Source organism: Klebsiella sp. GG_Kp173 (assembly GCF_040062415.1).
Classification (GTDB): domain Bacteria; phylum Pseudomonadota; class Gammaproteobacteria; order Enterobacterales; family Enterobacteriaceae; genus Klebsiella; species Klebsiella quasipneumoniae.
In genome coordinates, this window is sequence record NZ_JBEAFZ010000012.1 from 1 (window position 1) to 16,571 (window position 16,571).

20 protein-coding genes are annotated in these 16,571 nt (G+C 55.9%); 5 read left to right on the forward strand and 15 right to left on the reverse strand.

Annotation, left to right across the window (positions count from 1 at the left end):
* Positions 1-330: 330 nt before the first annotated feature.
* Positions 331-795 carry an OB-fold putative lipoprotein gene (locus ABLU50_RS08645; protein ID WP_087833172.1) on the reverse strand — a complete coding sequence of 155 codons (465 nt, stop codon included), beginning with the start codon at positions 793-795 and terminating at the stop codon, positions 331-333.
* A gap of 314 nt (positions 796-1,109) precedes the next feature.
* On the opposite strand from ABLU50_RS08645, the gene ABLU50_RS08650 reads away from it, so the two are divergent.
* On the forward strand, positions 1,110-1,520 hold the full coding sequence (locus ABLU50_RS08650) for a Spy/CpxP family protein refolding chaperone (protein WP_087833171.1): 411 nt from the start codon (positions 1,110-1,112) through the stop codon (positions 1,518-1,520).
* 73 nt (positions 1,521-1,593) lie between these two features.
* Here the strand turns inward: ABLU50_RS08650 and ABLU50_RS08655 are convergent, their stop codons facing one another.
* On the reverse strand, positions 1,594-1,761 hold the full coding sequence (locus ABLU50_RS08655) for a hypothetical protein (protein ID WP_004206134.1): 168 nt from the start codon (positions 1,759-1,761) through the stop codon (positions 1,594-1,596).
* Between the two features lie 24 nt (positions 1,762-1,785).
* Positions 1,786-2,487, reverse strand: a complete 702-nt coding sequence (locus tag ABLU50_RS08660) for a pirin family protein (protein WP_004206132.1) — start codon at positions 2,485-2,487, stop codon at positions 1,786-1,788.
* Between the two features lie 104 nt (positions 2,488-2,591).
* On the opposite strand from ABLU50_RS08660, the gene ABLU50_RS08665 reads away from it, so the two are divergent.
* A complete protein-coding gene (locus ABLU50_RS08665; RefSeq protein ID WP_004144865.1) occupies positions 2,592-3,488 on the forward strand; it encodes a LysR family transcriptional regulator in 897 nt (298 codons plus the stop codon).
* A 40-nt stretch (positions 3,489-3,528) separates the two neighbouring features.
* On the opposite strand, the gene ABLU50_RS08670 is transcribed toward ABLU50_RS08665, so the two are convergent.
* The 11 genes from ABLU50_RS08670 to ABLU50_RS08720 all read right to left on the reverse strand — a co-directional run bounded on the left by ABLU50_RS08670 (position 3,529) and on the right by ABLU50_RS08720 (position 10,996).
* On the reverse strand, positions 3,529-3,897 hold the full coding sequence (locus ABLU50_RS08670) for a DUF805 domain-containing protein (protein WP_017900662.1): 369 nt from the start codon (positions 3,895-3,897) through the stop codon (positions 3,529-3,531).
* Positions 3,898-4,023: 126 nt separating this feature from the next.
* Positions 4,024-5,010 carry a glutathione S-transferase family protein gene (locus tag ABLU50_RS08675; protein WP_004206129.1) on the reverse strand — a complete coding sequence of 329 codons (987 nt, stop codon included), beginning with the start codon at positions 5,008-5,010 and terminating at the stop codon, positions 4,024-4,026.
* An 80-nt stretch (positions 5,011-5,090) separates the two neighbouring features.
* A complete protein-coding gene (locus tag ABLU50_RS08680; RefSeq protein ID WP_002917920.1) occupies positions 5,091-5,483 on the reverse strand; it encodes a DoxX family protein in 393 nt (130 codons plus the stop codon).
* Positions 5,484-5,834: 351 nt separating this feature from the next.
* Complete coding sequence (locus ABLU50_RS08685) at positions 5,835-6,131, reverse strand: YqjK-like family protein (RefSeq protein WP_004206127.1); 297 nt, start codon at positions 6,129-6,131, stop codon at positions 5,835-5,837.
* Positions 6,128-6,526, reverse strand: a complete 399-nt coding sequence (locus tag ABLU50_RS08690) for a phage holin family protein (RefSeq protein ID WP_004206125.1) — start codon at positions 6,524-6,526, stop codon at positions 6,128-6,130. Before ABLU50_RS08690 ends, ABLU50_RS08685 begins: the two co-directional genes overlap by 4 nt.
* Before the next feature lie 2 nt (positions 6,527-6,528).
* On the reverse strand, positions 6,529-6,834 hold the full coding sequence (locus ABLU50_RS08695; RefSeq protein ID WP_002917916.1) for a YqjD family protein: 306 nt from the start codon (positions 6,832-6,834) through the stop codon (positions 6,529-6,531).
* A 45-nt stretch (positions 6,835-6,879) separates the two neighbouring features.
* Positions 6,880-7,248 carry a DUF1090 domain-containing protein gene (locus ABLU50_RS08700; RefSeq protein WP_004206124.1) on the reverse strand — a complete coding sequence of 123 codons (369 nt, stop codon included), beginning with the start codon at positions 7,246-7,248 and terminating at the stop codon, positions 6,880-6,882.
* A 149-nt stretch (positions 7,249-7,397) separates the two neighbouring features.
* Positions 7,398-7,775 carry an EnvZ/OmpR regulon moderator MzrA gene (gene mzrA, locus ABLU50_RS08705; protein ID WP_072096611.1) on the reverse strand — a complete coding sequence of 126 codons (378 nt, stop codon included), beginning with the start codon at positions 7,773-7,775 and terminating at the stop codon, positions 7,398-7,400.
* 8 nt (positions 7,776-7,783) lie between these two features.
* Positions 7,784-8,446 carry a DedA family general envelope maintenance protein YqjA gene (gene yqjA, locus ABLU50_RS08710; protein WP_004206121.1) on the reverse strand — a complete coding sequence of 221 codons (663 nt, stop codon included), beginning with the start codon at positions 8,444-8,446 and terminating at the stop codon, positions 7,784-7,786.
* A gap of 341 nt (positions 8,447-8,787) precedes the next feature.
* Entirely contained in the window at positions 8,788-9,564 is a 777-nt protein-coding gene (gene exuR / locus ABLU50_RS08715) for a transcriptional regulator ExuR (protein ID WP_004206120.1), read from the reverse strand.
* Between the two features lie 130 nt (positions 9,565-9,694).
* On the reverse strand, positions 9,695-10,996 hold the full coding sequence (locus ABLU50_RS08720) for an MFS transporter (protein ID WP_004206119.1): 1,302 nt from the start codon (positions 10,994-10,996) through the stop codon (positions 9,695-9,697).
* Positions 10,997-11,476: 480 nt separating this feature from the next.
* Between ABLU50_RS08720 and uxaC the strand changes: the two genes are divergently transcribed.
* The 3 genes from uxaC (at position 11,477) to ABLU50_RS08735 (ending at position 15,079) form a co-directional block, all read left to right on the forward strand.
* Entirely contained in the window at positions 11,477-12,889 is a 1,413-nt protein-coding gene (gene uxaC / locus ABLU50_RS08725; RefSeq protein WP_087833170.1) for a glucuronate isomerase, read from the forward strand.
* An 18-nt stretch (positions 12,890-12,907) separates the two neighbouring features.
* The gene (locus tag ABLU50_RS08730) at positions 12,908-14,395 is read left to right on the forward strand and encodes an altronate dehydratase family protein (protein WP_004206117.1); all 1,488 of its coding nucleotides are present in this window, start codon (positions 12,908-12,910) and stop codon (positions 14,393-14,395) included.
* A gap of 129 nt (positions 14,396-14,524) precedes the next feature.
* Positions 14,525-15,079, forward strand: a complete 555-nt coding sequence (locus ABLU50_RS08735) for a YgjV family protein (RefSeq protein ID WP_106479236.1) — start codon at positions 14,525-14,527, stop codon at positions 15,077-15,079.
* A 15-nt stretch (positions 15,080-15,094) separates the two neighbouring features.
* On the opposite strand, the gene sstT is transcribed toward ABLU50_RS08735, so the two are convergent.
* On the reverse strand, positions 15,095-16,342 hold the full coding sequence (gene sstT / locus ABLU50_RS08740) for a serine/threonine transporter SstT (protein WP_023319190.1): 1,248 nt from the start codon (positions 16,340-16,342) through the stop codon (positions 15,095-15,097).
* Positions 16,343-16,571: the final 229 nt, after the last annotated feature.

Sequence of the window (16,571 nt, forward strand, 5' to 3'; positions counted from 1 at the left end):
CCGCTTCGGCGGGGTTTTTGCTATCTGAATACCGGACGCAGGATGAATGACTGTCCACGACGCTATACCAAAAGCACGCGGCTTAACGGTCAGTTTCACCTCTTTATGTCAAAACCCCGCTTCGGCGGGGTTTTTGCTATCTGAATACCGGACGCAGGATGAATGACTGTCGACGACGCTATACCAAAAACACGCGGCTTATCGGTCAGTTTCACCTCTCTATACCAAAACCCCGCTCCGGCGGGGTTTTTGCTATCTGAATCCGTGACGCGAATGAATGACTGTCCACGACGCTATACCAAAAACCCGCGGCTTACCGGTCAGCTAGCGTTATTTAACCACCTTAGGATTCTGTAGCGTCGGTATCGTGGAATCTTGCACCTGATGAACCTGGCCGATAATCGTGGCGATGCTGCCGTTGCTTAAAGACTCGACGTCTGCGCTGTTATGCGATCCAAAATTAAAGGTCAGACGTTTATCCGTTTTATTCTGCTCATCGCGCATAGTCACGATAAAATAGTAGCTGCCGGCGATGCCGCTCATTCTGCGAATGTCGACAATCACGCCGCGCACCTTAACCCATTTACCCAGATAATCGCTGCTGGCCTTCGCCGGATTGAGAGTAAACGGCTGCAGAAACTGCGCGACGGAATACGTTTGCATCGAAGCGACGGCGTCATCTCCCGGCTGAAATAATTTATCGCCTGCGGAATAAAAGGCTTTAGAGGCCAGGCCGCAGCCGCTTAACAACAATATGAAAAATACCAACGGTAATACACGAAAGCGTAATAACATACCTATCTCCCTATTTATTTTTTTAATGATATCCCTGATTCACTGGATAACGTGATGTGCGCTGATTAAATTAAAGAAAAAGTCACCACTGTCAACTATTTGATCTGCTTCTTTAATTGAAGGTAATGAGTTAATGTTGTTGTATGGATTGTACGAATTAACATAGTGACCTCATTCATGTAATCAATGCGTTTGGTGTTTTTATTCTTATCACGAATGAAAATAATCTTTAGGTATTATTTTTTACAATTATTCACTCCCGGCTGTAAAATAATAAACCGCTATTTCTGGCAATTTCACATCAGGATAAGACAATGAAATTAATAACCCGTATTGCGTTCGCCACCCTTCTTACCAGCAGTTTCTCTCTGACGGCACAGGCCGCGGACGTGCAGGCGGCGCCAGCGCCAGCGCAGGATCCTATTGTCCAGCACTTAAAACTCACCAGCGATCAGGTGGCGAAAATTAAAAGCCTGCATCAGCAGCTGGAAAATAATGTGCAGCAGATTTCACAGCAAAACATTAAAGATGGCGCGCTGATTAACGTGATTGATTCCGGTAAATGGAATGAGAAAGCGGTGAAGGATCAGCTGGCGGCTTTCAGTAAAATTGATCAACAGGTACGTTATTATCGCGTGAAGTACTATTTTGATGTGAATCAGGTACTGACACCCGAGCAGCGTACCCAGGTGAAAAAAGATCTTGCCGACGCGCTGAGTGAATAATGCCATCGGCCCCTTTCGGGGCCGATATAAGTGGGAAGTCATCAAGGATAGCCGAATAATCCATACTGCAGGTTCAGGCGAGACTTTCTTCATCCCGCAGGCGAATCTCCGCCTCGGCAACAATGGCTTCCAGTTCGCTAAGCATCTCATCATAACCAAAGCTGACGACGCCGACGGTTTCCGGCGGCGTCGGGGCTAGCGGCGTCGGAGACGCCTTTTTTCTGTTTTTCTTCTTACTCACTGACAGACTCCATCACTTCCGTTGTTACACCGGTAAATCTATCAGCAAAGCGCGCAGCGGCGTATCGGCGACGAGGGTAATGTTAGCTTCGTCACGAATAAATGCCCCATCACCACAGGTGAGAGCCTGTTTTGGTTGTTCCTGCGCGACGGCATGGACCGTGCCGTGGATCGACTGCAGGTAGGCGCGTGGCCCATGCAATTGCACGTTGATCTGCTCACCTTTTTCCAGCGCGATATGATAGACCCAGGCCTGCTGGCGAAGTTGGAGGCTATTATTCCCCCCATCCGGTGAGGCCAGCAGCTGTAGCGGCGCGTTGGCGACCTCGATTTTCTGCTGCAACGGGTTTTCCCGCTGCGGGCAGGCATCGAGCCACAGCTGCATCCGCGTTAACGACTGCTCTTTGCTCAGATTATGCTCGCTATAGCTCACGCCAGGCTGGGTGGCGATCAGCAGTGCTTCACCGGCTTTGGCCTGCACGTGGTTGCCGTCGCTGTCGCGATACTCCGCTTCGCCTTCCAGAATCAGGTTCAGGATATCGACTTTTGGGTATGTTCTGGCCTGGAAGGAAGCGCCTGGCGCCAGCACTTCCTGATTGAGAACGCGTAAGGACGCGAAGCCCAGTAATTTCGGGTCGAAGTAGTGGCCAAAGGAGAAGGTGTAGCGGGCCTGCAGCCAGCCGAAGTCTGCTTGTCCGCATTGTTTGGCTGTTCGGGTAGTAATCATGTTCTTGACCTCTCTTTACACTAAATCAATGGTAAAGGTATGGACGCTGTATTGTTAGCCAGATATTCTGCCCGGTATGTTCAAATTTCCTGAATGAGAAAGCGATGGCCAAAGAGAGAGCATTAACGCTGGAAGCGTTACGCGTGATGGATGCGATCGACCGTCGCGGGAGCTTCGCTGCCGCGGCTGATGAGCTGGGACGCGTGCCTTCCGCCCTGAGCTACACCATGCAAAAACTGGAGGAGGAGCTGGACGTGGTGCTGTTTGACCGCTCAGGTCATCGCACAAAGTTCACCAATGTCGGACGGATGCTGCTGGAGCGCGGGCGCGTGCTGCTCGAGGCGGCGGACAAGCTCACCACCGACGCCGAAGCCCTGTCACGCGGCTGGGAAACTCACCTGACGATCGTCACTGAAGCGCTGGTGCCCACGCCGGATCTGTTTCCGCTGATTGAGAAACTGGCGACCAAGTCCAACACCCAGCTGTCGATTATCACTGAGGTGCTGGCCGGTGCCTGGGAGCGGCTGGAGCAGGGGCGGGCGGATATCGTTGTCGCGCCGGATATGCATTTTCGTTCCTCCTCGGAGATTAACTCGCGCAAACTCTATTCGGTGCTCAGCGTGTACGTCGCGGCGCCGGACCACCCGATCCATCAGGAGCCTGAACCGCTCTCTGAGGTCACCCGCGTGAAATACCGTGGCGTCGCGGTGGCGGATACCGCGCGCGAGCGGCCCGTTCTCACCGTTCAGCTGCTGGATAAACAGCCGCGCTTAACGGTGAGCACCATTGAAGATAAGCGCCAGGCGCTTCTGGCCGGGTTAGGCGTGGCGACCATGCCCTATCCGCTGGTGGAGAAGGATATTGCCGAAGGACGCTTGCGGGTGGTCAGTCCGGAATATACCAATGAAATTGACATTATCATGGCCTGGCGACGGGACAGCATGGGCGAAGCGAAGTCCTGGTGCCTGCGCGAGATCCCTAAGCTTTTTGCCGGCAGATAGTCGAGAACGCTCCTCCCGCTAGCGGGAGGAGCAGGAAGATTTAGTATGAAAAGGGTTTTGGATCGGGCCCGAATCGGTTGTTGCCTTCCGTTCCGCGCTGGCAGTTAAAGATCAGAATCACCAGCCAGCCGATGACCGGGATCAACAGCAGCAGCAGCCACCATGCCGAGCGGTCGGTGTCGTGCAGACGCCGAAACTGCACCGCCCACCACGGTAAAAAGACCAGTATGCCATAGATGGTCGTCAGAATGCCTTCGCCGCCCGCCCGCTGCCAGCCCAGCATTTTATCGATGATGCTCAATACGCCGGTCAGGATGAGGTTGACCAGAATAAACATCCAGTACTCTTTGCGCCGCGCACGGCCGCCAAATCCTATATAGTTTTTTAATACCTTGAGATACCAGTCCATTTCTACGCCTCAATTAACCGTCAATCACTTGTTTTTTAAGCGATCGCAATAAGAATAGACGTGAATGAATGGTGGGTAAATATCTGTTTTCTGAATTATTGGGCGCCATCACTGGCGCCCGACGGATCAACGGAAGCGCTGGTCGCGACCGTGCGGTTCGCTGAGATCCTGCTGCGGCCCAATGGAGATGATGCCGGTAGGGTTAATGGTTTTATGGCTGCGGTAATAGTGGTGACGAATATGCGGAAGACTCACCGTCTCCGCGATACCCGGCATCTGGTAGATGTCGCGCAGGAAACCGTAGAGATTGAGATAATCGCTGATGCGTCGTTTGTCACATTTAAAATGGGTCACATACACCGGGTCGAAGCGTACCAGCGTCGTCCACAGGCGAATATCCGCTTCCGTCAGCTGATTGCCCGTCAGGTAACGATGCTGACCGAGGATCTGCTCCAGCCGCTCCAGTGAGGTAAACACCGCATCCACCGCTTCGTCGTAAGCCTGCTGACTGGTGGCAAAGCCGGCTTTATACACGCCGTTATTGACGTTGTCGTAGATCCAGCCGTTCAGCTCATCAATTTGTTCCCGCAGCGCCGGCGGGTAGTAATCCCCGGCTCTGGCGCCCAGGCCATCGAAGGCGGTATTAAACATACGGATGATTTCTGCCGACTCATTGCTGACGATGGTCTGCTGTTTTTTATCCCAGAGTACCGGGACGGTGACGCGGCCGGTGTAGTGCGGGTCGGCGTGCAGATACAGCTGATAGAGAAAATCGTGCTGATAAAGGGTGTCACCGGTGGCTTCCGGGAAGCTGTCGTCAAAGGTCCAGCCGTTTTCCAGCATCAGCGGATGGACCACGGAGACAGGAAGAAAGGGCTCCAGTCCTTTCAGCTTACGCATAATTAACGTGCGATGCGCCCACGGGCAGGCGAGAGAGACGTACAGATGATAGCGATCTTTTTCCGCCGCAAATCCCCCTTCGCCACTCGGGCCGGCCGCGCCATCGGCGGTGAGCCAGTTACGGAAGGCGGAAACGGAACGCTTAAAACGCCCACCGGTGGATTTTGTGTCATACCAGGTATCCTGCCAGACGCCGTCGACTAATTGTCCCATCTTTGTTCCTCCTTCAGACTTCAGATAGCAAAAGCGAGGAGTGGTCTCCTCGCTTTTTTCATTCATTCAGTATAGTGCGCTTACCATTTCTTATTCAGTACACGGTCGATGCTGAATGCGCCCGGTCCGGTAATGGCCAGCAGCAGGTAACCGCCAGCGATGGTCAGGTTTTTCATGAACATCAGGGAGTTCACGCCTTCCGCAAAGTTGCTGTGGAACAGGAACGCGGTCAACAGGGTAAAGCCTGCGGTGAACAGCGCGGTGGTCCGGGTCAGGAAACCGAACAGAATCGCCAGTCCGCCGCCGAATTCAAGGAGGATGGTCAGCGGCAGCAGCGCGCCCGGTACGCCCATGGCTTCCATATACTGCTGGGTTCCCGCATAACCGGTGATTTTGCCCCATCCTGCAGTGATAAACAGAATCGGCATCAGAATGCGCGCTACCAGTACACCAACATCTTCTAATTTTTTCATTTCTTACTCCAGAAAACCCAAAGGGCGGCGGTTTTGTTTTTTAGCGCAATCCCGCGTAGTTACGCGGTGTTGCTGTCGATGGAGAGGATAGTAGCGAGGCGGAGAGGGAATTGTTAGCAAGGAAAACTGTAGATCTAGTTCAAAGTTTCTGAGTAATCGGCAAGAGGGGGGGCGAAAGATTCCTGAACGCGATGGATCACTACCGCTCCTGGTATAGGCCTGGCCAGGCGGGTAAGAGGAGTGGCTGACCGCGGATGACGGCCAGGAGGCAAGCTGTTACGAACGGCGTTGCGTATCGGGCGGGGAAGTGGCAGAGCGGGGCGCCGGGAAAAGCGCCCGCGCTCCGGGCGGCTAGCGGAGTGTCGACTGGCGCAGGATCCCGCGGACCAGCCGCCAGGTACTCCATAAACCCAGTCCGCGTTTGGTCCAGCGCATTAAAAAATGCGGGTGCCGTACGGACCACACGGCCATCAGACCGCTGCCTACCATCAGCCACGAACGTAAACTGAGCAGCGTATGCCAGCCTCGGTCTAAGGGCGCAGTCGCATCCAGCCAGTGGCGGCGACAGGCGCTCAGCTCCAGCCGTTGCTGCTGGATCTGGCGCAGCAGCTGCGCCTTTTGCCGTTCACGCTCCTGTCGGCCATTCATGGTTTATCTTCCTCCAGAAGGGCACGGTCGTTCTCCAGCTCTTTCCGCGTCAGGCGCAGCAGCGTGGAGCGTCGCGCCTTACGTAAGGTAAGGATTCCGACAATCGCGGCGGCGAGTAGCAGCACGACGGTGGTGGCGATCATGACGTGCAGGCGGTACTGAGCGTCAACGGCCCAGATAACCAGCACCAGCAGACTCATGAGGCCAAACGCGGCAAATAGCAGCGTCAGTCCGGTCATGATCAGCAACTGGAAGAGGTTGGCTTTCTCCTCCTCCAGCTCCACGACGACCAGGCGCAGCCTTGTTTCCACCATTTCGACCAGCAGCGTAACGATACGCTGGCCAATGGAGAAGACGCGCTGACCCGGCCCCTGCGTGTGTTGTGTATTCGCCATAATCAGCGACGCGACAGCAGGACACCCAGCACCAGCCCGACGGCGGCGCCTATCCCGACCCCAGTCCACGGATTTTCGCGAACATAATCATCCGCTCGCGCGGCGGTCTCACGAGTTTGACGCAAAATCGCTTCGCTGGTCTCACCCAGGCGGGCGCGGCTCTCTTTCAGCGCGCTCTCCGCTTTACTGCGCAGTTTACCCATCTCTTCTTTCGACTTGTCCGCCGAGGAATTCAGTACTTCCTCCAGGGTGTCCGCCAGCGTTTTCAGTTCTGCACGAAGGTCGTCAGTCACATTCTCTTTAGCCATGTCGTTCTCCTGTAGCGTGGTCCGTATTGCGAAAGTTAATGGTGATTAGTAATCCCGAGACTCCAGCGTTTTCAACTCCTGTTGCGCTTCATTGAGTTTATGCTGGCGTTTGTTGATTTTGTCCGCATCGCCTTTCTTCCGGGCTTCCTGCAGATCGCGCTGACGTTCAGCGATCTCTTCCCGCTGTTTGGCAATTTTTTGCTGATGATCGGCTTTGAGTTTACTGTCGCTGCAGTTCTCCCGTACCTGACGTAGCGCGGTATTTAGCCCATCAATGCGACTTTGATTGTGATGCTTTTCGGCATAGCTGATCTCTCGTTGAATATCCTGCTCTTTTTCCTGGCAGGGAGAGGCGGCTATGGCGCTGGCGCTAAGTGAAGACAGGGCCAGAAGCAGAGCGATGCGGTGTTTCATGGATAGTACCTTCCATTGTCTTAGGGTATACCCGGAGGATAAACCCGTTCCCGTTGGTAAACGTGAATGCGTTGATTCACGCAGGTTTAAGCATAGTAACAAATGCGGGAAACCACCAGACTGCGTTGAAAACGCAGTCTGACGGCCGTTTACCCGAGCCGATGCGGCGCGTCGCGCAGGCGGGATAACCAGGCGGTGGGCGAGTTATCGTCCTCCAGCAAGGCGATAATATAACCATGTGGCAGAGCGCGACCGAGAACCTCTTTCGCCGCCGCGCCCTGGGCGGTGGAATCAAACTTAATCAGCAGGCCATCCTTTTGCGGCGTAATGCTCTTGAAGCGGATACCGTTAGCGTCGAGGTGATGCCAGACGGAGAAACCATCCGGCATACTGACGCCCTGGCCAACCGGACGGATCGCCAGCGTGGCCTCCTGCTGCTGCACCGCCAGCCAGAGCCAGAACAGCGCGCAGAGCAAAAGAGAGCCACCCAGCAGCCAGCTGAGCTGGCGCAGGGAAGGGCGTTTTATGACCATCATCAGCCCCGGCTTCTGTATTTTTTCTTCCACAGCACCACCAGCGAGCCGATCAGTCCGAAGACCAACAGCGCAACCGGCAGGAGCATCAGGCAGGACATCAGCTGATCTTCATACTTAAGGAATACCGGGGTTTTGCCCAGCAGATAGCCCAGCGAGGTCAGGATGAGCACCCACAGCAGGCCGCTCATCCAGTTAAAGAACTGAAAGCGGGCGTTATTGAGACCGGAAAGCCCGGCGATGGTCGGCAGCAGCGTGCGCACGAAGGCGATGAAGCGGCCGATCAGCAGCGCGGAGAGGCCATGCTTATGAAACAGGTGATGCGCGCGCTGATGATAGTGAGAGGGCAGATGCGACAGCCAGTTTTGCACGATCCGTGTGTTGCCTAGCCAGCGCCCCTGGATATAGCTCAGCCAGCAGCCGAGGCTGGCGGCGGCGGTGAGCAGCAGCAACGTTTCCGGAAAGCCCATCGCCCCTTTGGCGATCAGCACGCCCACGAGCACAAGCAGGCTGTCCCCCGGCAAAAACGCGGCAGGCAGTAACCCGTTCTCAAGGAACAAAATCATAAACAAGACAAAATACAGCATGCCAATCATGGAGGGATTCGCGAGCGTTTCGTAATCCTGAGCCCACAAGGCATTCAATAACTGGGTTAATAGTTCCATTCACGATTCCTGGTACATCGGTTAACGGCACGTCTGAGCGCGTGGCATGTAGGGCGACAAGATTTTTATGAGATTATGGTCGCTGCTTCGGCGCTCTGAACGCTTCCCTGTATAAAACTGAAGTAAGTCAATACCTACTCCCAGAACGGCAAAATGCATCTAATTGTAACAAATCGCCTGACTTTCCGTCAGAGAAATTGCAAGGTGTTGCTCGTTGATTTTGCTGATTGCGGCGATGTGAGGCGAGAGGATTTACACAGGCTGACACTATATATGTTTTGCTTACCTCAGCCTGCCTGGGGAACAGGCGCGCAGGGGCCGCGCGCCGGGAGGATAAAGGCTTATTTCGCGCCGTTGGCCGCCGTATCGAGATGAACCACCGGGTTTTCGGCAAATAAGTAGCGATCGGCATTAAATTCAAAGTCGTCGCTGGTTTCGTTAAATAGCATTTGCTTGGTATTTTCCAGATGCTGCCACATCGCCAGTTTGGCGGCGTTCGGATCTTTTCGCAGCAGCGCCTTCAGGATCTGATCGTGGTCGTCGCACCAGTTATCGACGGTGCGCAGGTCGATATGCTCATGCAGCTTTTTCCAGTACGGGTTATGCACGCGCTGGGTCCACATTTTTTCCACGATCGCCGCCAGGGCGCTATTCTGCGTGGCCAGCGCCACCTGGACATGAAACTGCAGATCCCACTCGGAGTCGCGGAAACACTTCTCGTTGCGCGCTTTCTCCTGAATCTCCATCAGCTTCATGATGTCCTGCTTGGTCACCTGAGTGGCCGCGAATTCGGCGATATTGCTTTCAATAAGCTGCCGCGCCTGCAGCAGCTCAAAGGGGCCATAGTTGGCGAACTCAAGGCTTTCATCGGCCACTTGCTGGTATTTCGGATGGTTAGAGATGACGTGAATGCCCGACCCTTTGCGGACTTCGACATACCCTTCCACTTCCAGCATGATAATGGCTTCACGAACCACGGTGCGGCTAACGTTTTTTTCATCGGCGATAAAGCGCTCGGCGGGCAGCTTATCCCCTACAAGGTAGACACCTTGTTCGATGCGCGTCTTCAGCTCAGCGGCAAGCTGCTGATAAAGACGGCGTGGTTCAATGATTTCCATATTCGCTCCCGCAAGATGGCGACAATATTCGATTTGTTATACCACTTTTACGCGATTTCCACCACTGGCAGGGATGAAAAAGCCGCCTGAGAAGGCGGCTTGGCAGGCGATCACCTCAGCATAAGCGTCTCTAACTCTGGGTGGCCGGTTTGCGGCTGCTAAGCGGCGGCGTGTCATCGTCAGCCGGTTTGTTTTTCAGCACCGTCCAGATGACCAGCGCGCCCAGCAGGTCAAAGACCGCCAGTACCGCAAACAGCGGGCTGAAGCCGATGGTGTCTGCCAGCGCGCCGACGACCAGGGCGAACATGGTGCTCGCCAGCCAGGCGGCCATCCCGGTCAGACCGTTGGCGGTAGCGACTTCGTTACGGCCAAAGACGTCGGAAGAGAGGGTAATCAACGCCCCGGACAGCGCCTGGTGAGCGAACCCGCCGATGCACAGCAGGGCAATCGCCACGTACGGGCTGGTGAACAGGCCGATCATCCCCGGGCCAATCATCAGCAGAGCGCCCATGGTGACCACCATTTTACGCGACACGATCAGATTGACGCCGAACCAGCGCTGGAACAGCGGCGGCAGGTATCCACCGACGATGCAGCCGAGGTCGGCGAACAGCATCGGCATCCAGGCGAACATGGCGATCTCTTTCAGGTTAAAGCCGTAAACCTTAAACATGAACAGAGGGATCCAGGCGTTAAAGGTACCCCAGGCCGGCTCGGCGAGAAAACGCGGCAGGGCGATACCCCAGAACTGACGGTTGCGCAGGATCTGCCACGGCGACATTTTCTTCGCGTTATTGGTCTGGTGTTGAGACTCCTGGCCGCCAATGATGTAGTCGCGTTCTTCGTCAGATAATTTCTTCTGATCGCGCGGGTGTTTGTAGAAGATCAGCCAGGCGATGGCCCAGGCGAAGCTCAGCACCCCGGAGATAATGAACGCCATCTGCCAGCTGTGCATGACAATCGCCCACACCACCAGCGGCGGCGCGATCATGGCGCCGATAGAGGAACCCACGTTGAAGTAGCCCACTGCGATAGAGCGCTCTTTCGCCGGGAACCATTCGGAGCTGGCTTTCAGCCCGGCGGGGATCATCGCCGCTTCCGCCGCGCCCACCGCGCCGCGGGCCAGCGCCAGGCCACCCCAGCTGCCGGCGAGGGCGGTCGAGCCACAGAATATCGCCCAGGCGATAGCGAAGAAGGCATAGCCGACTTTAGTCCCCAGAATATCAAGGACATAGCCTGCGACAGGCTGCATGACGGTATAGGCAGCGGAATAGGCTGCAATGATATAGGAGTACTGTTGGGTCGAGATGTGTAACTCTTCCATCAGCGTCGGCGCGGCCGCCGCCACGGTGTTACGGGTCAGGTAGCCCAGCACGGTGCCCAGCGTCACCAGTGCGATCATGTACCAACGTAACCCTTTAATTTTACGCATGTAAACCTCATCGTCTGTAATTTCTCCGCACCAGGTGCGGCCTCTCCTGACGGCGATACGCGGTCGGGAAAGCGAAACGGAGGGTTCAGGAGGGCGGTCCCCTCTGGCCCGAACCTTACCATCAGTTGTTATGTAAAAAGTCGGTATCCATTCCGTATAAGCCGATGCCATCAACACCGGTAAAGCATTCCGTCGGTTTATATGTTGCGACGGCAGAAAGATAACTTGTCATACAACTTTAAAAGTTGAGTGCTGTCACAAAAGTGGGAAAGTTAGTGTGGTCTTTATGACTGGCGAGGAAAGCCAGATACGGCGCGCCCTGGCGAGACGTTTGCCGTGGACAGGCGGTTTTTTTTATCAGCGTTTATTGATCTAACTCACGAAAAACAGTTCAGTCTGTGGAAATTGGTGTGATAACTTTGTCAGCATTGTAGTCAATCATCTGAAAGGCTCCTGTTCCGGAGCGAAGAGGACACACGAATGACACCGTTTATGACCGAAGATTTTCTACTCGATAGCGAATTTGCCCGCCGCCTGTACCACGATTACGCGAAAGATCAGCCTATTTTCGACTACCATTGCCACCTTCCGCCGCAGCAGGTTGCCGAAAATTATCGTTTCAAAAATCTGTATGACATCTGGCTGAAAGGCGATCACTACAAATGGCGCGCGATGCGCACTAACGGCGTGCCGGAGCGTCTGTGTACCGGGGATGCCTCCGATCGCGAGAAATTTGACGCCTGGGCAGCCACCGTGCCTCACACGATTGGCAACCCGTTATACCACTGGACCCATTTAGAGCTGCGTCGCCCATTTGGTATTACAGGTAAGCTGCTGTCACCTTCCACCGCCGATGAGATCTGGGAACAGTGCAATGCGTTACTGGCGCAGGACGCCTTCTCCGCCCGCGGGATCATGAAGCAGATGAACGTGAAGATGGTCGGCACCACCGACGATCCGATTGATTCCCTGGAACACCATGCGGTTGTCGCCAAAGACACTTCATTTGATATCAAGGTGTTGCCGAGCTGGCGCCCGGATAAAGCGTTCAACATCGAGCAGGCGACCTTCAATGACTATATGGCTAAGCTGGGTGAAGTGTCCGACACCGATATTCGCCGTTTTGCGGACCTGCAAAGCGCGCTGACCAAACGTCTGGACCACTTTGCCGCTCACGGTTGCAAAGTCTCCGACCACGCCCTGGACGTAGTGCTGTTTGCGGAAGCGACCGACGCCGAGCTGGACGCCATTCTGGCGCGTCGCCTGGCTGGTGAAACCCTTAGCGAACACGAAGTGGCGCAGTTCAAAACCGCGGTGCTGGTGTTCCTCGGCGCAGAGTATGCTCGTCGCGGCTGGGTGCAGCAGTACCACATCGGCGCGCTGCGCAATAACAACCTGCGTCAGTTCAAACTGTTAGGCCCGGACGTGGGCTTTGACTCGATCAACGATCGTCCGATGGCTGAAGAGCTGTCTAAGCTGCTGAGCAAGCAGAACGAAGAGAACCTGCTGCCGAAAACCATTCTCTACTGCCTGAACCCGCGCGATAACGAAGTGCTGGGCACCATGATCGGTAACTTCCAGGGCGAAGGGATGCCGGGCAAGATGCAGTTCGGCTCCGGCTGGTGGTTCAACGATCAGAAAGACGGTATGGAGCGGCAGATGACCCAGCTGGCGCAGCTCGGCCTGCTGAGCCGCTTTGTCGGGATGCTGACCGACAGCCGCAGCTTCCTCTCCTACACGCGCCACGAATACTTCCGCCGCATTCTGTGCCAGATGATCGGCCGTTGGGTGACCGCCGGCGAAGCGCCTGCGGATATCGCGCTGCTGGGCGAGATGGTGAAAAACATTTGCTTTAACAATGCGCGTGACTATTTCGCCATTGAACTGAACTAAGACCAGAGGTCGGTTGATATGCAATACATCAAAATCCATTCGCAGGATAACGTCGCGGTCGCGCTGGCGGATATGACGGCCGGTAGCGTGGTGACGATCGACAATGACCCGGTCACCCTCGGTCAGGATATCGTTCGCGGACACAAGTTTGCACTGCGCGCTATCGCGAAAGGGGAAAACGTCGTTAAGTATGGGCTGCCGATTGGCCATGCGCTGGCGGATATCGCGCCGGGCGAGCATGTCCATGCGCACAATACGCGCACCAATCTCAGCGACCTTGACGCGTATCGCTATCAACCGGAGCAGGTTGCCCAACCGCCGCAGCCAGCGGATCGCGACGTGCAGATTTATCGTCGCGCCAATGGCGACGTCGGCGTGCGCAATGAGCTGTGGATCCTGCCGACCGTCGGCTGCGTCAACGCCATGGCCCGCCAGATGCAGAACCGTTTTCTGAAAGAGGCAAACGGCGCTGAGGACATCGATGGAGTGCATCTCTTCAGCCATACCTATGGCTGCTCGCAGCTCGGGGACGATCACCTCAATACCCGCACCATGCTGCAGAATATGGTTCGCCATCCGAACGCCGGGGCGGTGCTGGTGGTGGGCCTTGGCTGTGAAAACAACCAGGTGGAGGCCTTTCGCGAAACGCTGGGCGAGTATGATCCGCAGCGCGTGCACTTTATGGTTTGTCAGCATCAGGACGATGAAGTGGAGGCGGGAGTGGCGCATCTCCACCAGCTGTATGACGTGATGCGTCAGGATAAACGTCAGCCGGGTAAGCTGAGCGAGCTGAAGTTTGGCCTCGAGTGCGGCGGGTCTGACGGCCTGTCCGGCATTACCGCCAACCCGATGCTGGGGCGCTTCTCAGACTACGTGATCGCCAACGGCGGCACCACCGTGCTGACCGAAGTGCCGGAGATGTTCGGCGCTGAACAGCTGCTGATGAGCCACTGCCGCGACGAAGCGACCTTCGACAAGCTGGTGACTATGGTCAATGACTTTAAGCAGTACTTTATCGCGCACGACCAGCCTATTTACGAAAACCCCTCTCCGGGCAACAAGGCTGGGGGGATCACCACCCTCGAGGATAAGTCGCTGGGCTGTACCCAGAAAGCGGGCTCCAGCCAGGTCGTGGATGTCCTGCGCTACGGCGAACGTCTGAAGGTTCATGGTCTGAACTTGCTGAGCGCGCCAGGCAATGATGCCGTCGCCACCAGCGCGCTGGCCGGCGCCGGCTGCCATATGGTGCTGTTCAGCACCGGCCGCGGCACGCCGTACGGCGGCTTTGTGCCGACGGTGAAGATCGCCACCAACAGCGAGCTGGCGGCAAAGAAAAAGCACTGGATCGACTTCGATGCCGGACAGCTGATCCACGGCAAAGCGATGCCACAGCTGCTGGAGGAGTTCGTGGATACCATTGTGGCTTTCGCCAACGGCAAACCGACCTGTAATGAGCAGAATGACTTCCGCGAGCTGGCCATCTTTAAAAGCGGTGTTACCCTGTAAAGGCGCATTCATATTGGCGCCCGGGCGGCGTTGATCGCGCATTGGCCTGATAGCGCAGCGTCATCGGGTAAGCAGCAGCGGCGTTTCAGCCTGTGAAGCGCCGTTTGTTTTTTCTCTCTGGGAGCTTTCATGACCGCGTATTGGCTGGCTCAGGGCGTCGGCGTCATCGCCTTTCTTATCGGCATTACCACCTTTATCAACCGCGACGAACGTCGCTTCAGGCTTCAGCTGGCGGTCTATAGCGCCGTTATCGGCGTCCATTTTTTCCTGATGGGCGCCGCGCCTGCCGGGATGAGCGCCGGGCTTAATGCGCTCCGCACGGTCATTTCCCTGCGCACCCGCAGCCTGTGGGTGATGACAGTCTTTATCCTGCTGACGTTGATCCTCGGCCTTGGCAAGCTGCACCATGCTATGGAGCTGCTGCCGATTATTGGCACTGTCGCCAGCACCTGGGCGCTGTTTCGCTGTAAAGGGCTGACCGTCCGCTGCGTGATGTGGTGCTCTACCGCCTGCTGGGTGACGCATAACCTGTGGCTGGGTTCGATTGGCGGGACGCTGATTGAAGGTAGCTTCCTGATCGTCAACGGCCTGAATATCATTCGCTTCCGCCGGATGCAAAAGCGGGGTATCGATCCGTTCAGGGTTGAAAACGCGGTGCAGGAAGAGAGCCCCTCCGCGCGGTAGCGGAGGGGAAAGGCATTAACTGCGCAGGGCGTTTTTCGCCAGCTGGTCGTCTTCCGCCATGCAGGCGGCGGCGGTAAACAGGGCGTCGGTGGAGGAGTTCAGCGCGGTTTCGCAGGAATCCTGCAGCACGCCGATGATAAAGCCGACGGCAACCACCTGCATCGCCACATCGTTCGGAATACCAAACATATTACAGGCCAGTGGGATCAGCAGCAGCGAACCGCCCGCCACGCCGGAGGCGCCGCAGGCGCACAGCGAAGCGACCACGCTCAGCAACAGCGCCGTCGGCAGATCCACCGGAATGTTCAGCGTATGGACCGCCGCCAGCGTCAGCACGGTAATCGTGATTGCCGCGCCCGCCATATTGATGGTCGCCCCCAGCGGAATGGAGACCGAATAGGTATCGCGATCCAGGTTCAGCTTCTCGCATAGCGCCATATTCACCGGAATATTGGCGGCGGAGCTGCGGGTGAAAAACGCGTAGACGCCGCTTTCGCGCAGGCAAGTCAGCACCAGCGGATAGGGGTTACGGCGAATCTTCCAGAACACCAGCAGCGGGTTAATCACCAGCGCCACCAGCAGCATACAGCCCACCAGTACCAGCAGCAGCTGGGCGTAGCCCCACAGCGTTTCAAAACCGGTGGTTGCCAGGGTGGAAGAGACCAGGCCGAAGATCCCCAGCGGCGCAAAGCGGATCACCACTTTAACGATAAAGGTCACCGCGTGGGAGACATCGTTGATCAGGTTTTTAGTGGTGTCGTTACCATGGCGCAGGGCGAAGCCAAGCCCCACCGCCCACACCAGAATACCGATATAGTTGGCGTTCAGCAGGGCGTCGACCGGGTTGGATACCATGCTCATCAGCAGACTACGCAGCACCTCAACAATCCCCGACGGCGGCGTGATGCTGTCGGCGGCGGTGGTTAAGTGCAGAGTCGACGGAAAGAGAAAACTGAACAACACCGCGGTCAGCGCCGCGCTAAAGGTGCCCAGCAGATAGAGAAACAGAATAGGGCGAATACTGGTTTTTTGTCCGTGCTGATGGTTGGCGATCGAGGCCATGACGAGCATCAATACCAGCACCGGCGCTACCGCCTTTAACGCGCCGACGAACAGGGTCCCCAGCAGGCCGACGGCGATAGCCGCTGGCTTAGAGACCAGCGCCAGCAGCACGCCAAGCACCAGGCCGATTAAAATTTGTTTCACCAGGCTGCCTTGCGCCAGGCGGGAGAGCCACCCTGATGGGGGAGTGCGTGTTGTCATAATTCATTCCTTCCAGTGATGTAGCAAGCCATCCCAGCCACGTATTATTTGTTACGTTTATGTCAGGATGTAAATAGATGTTTGCATAGCCGAGTATACGGAAAGAAAGCCTGGCGGGAAGCGTAAAATACTGTGATTTTAATCTGGATCTGATTTTTTAACTACGCAGTAACATAATTGTGACATGAGCAGGCATTCTCGTTATGAGAAGGTCTGCTATAGCCGATTA

What these genes read in the sequence shown, in the direction of transcription:
- ABLU50_RS08650 (WP_087833171.1), top strand. Translation starts at nt 1,110, where the DNA reads ATGAAATTAATAACCCGTATTGCGTTCGCCACCCTTCTTACCAGCAGT.
- ABLU50_RS08665 (WP_004144865.1), top strand. Translation starts at nt 2,592, where the DNA reads ATGGCCAAAGAGAGAGCATTAACGCTGGAAGCGTTACGCGTGATGGAT.
- ABLU50_RS08645 (WP_087833172.1), bottom strand. Translation starts at nt 795, where the DNA reads ATGTTATTACGCTTTCGTGTATTACCGTTGGTATTTTTCATATTGTTG.
- ABLU50_RS08700 (WP_004206124.1), bottom strand. Translation starts at nt 7,248, where the DNA reads ATGAAACACCGCATCGCTCTGCTTCTGGCCCTGTCTTCACTTAGCGCC.
- ABLU50_RS08695 (WP_002917916.1), bottom strand. Translation starts at nt 6,834, where the DNA reads ATGGCTAAAGAGAATGTGACTGACGACCTTCGTGCAGAACTGAAAACG.
- ABLU50_RS08675 (WP_004206129.1), bottom strand. Translation starts at nt 5,010, where the DNA reads ATGGGACAATTAGTCGACGGCGTCTGGCAGGATACCTGGTATGACACA.
- ABLU50_RS08680 (WP_002917920.1), bottom strand. Translation starts at nt 5,483, where the DNA reads ATGAAAAAATTAGAAGATGTTGGTGTACTGGTAGCGCGCATTCTGATG.
- exuR (WP_004206120.1), bottom strand. Translation starts at nt 9,564, where the DNA reads ATGGAAATCATTGAACCACGCCGTCTTTATCAGCAGCTTGCCGCTGAG.
- sstT (WP_023319190.1), bottom strand. Translation starts at nt 16,342, where the DNA reads ATGACAACACGCACTCCCCCATCAGGGTGGCTCTCCCGCCTGGCGCAA.
- ABLU50_RS08660 (WP_004206132.1), bottom strand. Translation starts at nt 2,487, where the DNA reads ATGATTACTACCCGAACAGCCAAACAATGCGGACAAGCAGACTTCGGC.
- ABLU50_RS08670 (WP_017900662.1), bottom strand. Translation starts at nt 3,897, where the DNA reads ATGGACTGGTATCTCAAGGTATTAAAAAACTATATAGGATTTGGCGGC.
- uxaC (WP_087833170.1), top strand. Translation starts at nt 11,477, where the DNA reads ATGACACCGTTTATGACCGAAGATTTTCTACTCGATAGCGAATTTGCC.
- ABLU50_RS08685 (WP_004206127.1), bottom strand. Translation starts at nt 6,131, where the DNA reads ATGAATGGCCGACAGGAGCGTGAACGGCAAAAGGCGCAGCTGCTGCGC.
- ABLU50_RS08735 (WP_106479236.1), top strand. Translation starts at nt 14,525, where the DNA reads ATGACCGCGTATTGGCTGGCTCAGGGCGTCGGCGTCATCGCCTTTCTT.
- ABLU50_RS08720 (WP_004206119.1), bottom strand. Translation starts at nt 10,996, where the DNA reads ATGCGTAAAATTAAAGGGTTACGTTGGTACATGATCGCACTGGTGACG.
- yqjA (WP_004206121.1), bottom strand. Translation starts at nt 8,446, where the DNA reads ATGGAACTATTAACCCAGTTATTGAATGCCTTGTGGGCTCAGGATTAC.
- ABLU50_RS08730 (WP_004206117.1), top strand. Translation starts at nt 12,908, where the DNA reads ATGCAATACATCAAAATCCATTCGCAGGATAACGTCGCGGTCGCGCTG.
- ABLU50_RS08690 (WP_004206125.1), bottom strand. Translation starts at nt 6,526, where the DNA reads ATGGCGAATACACAACACACGCAGGGGCCGGGTCAGCGCGTCTTCTCC.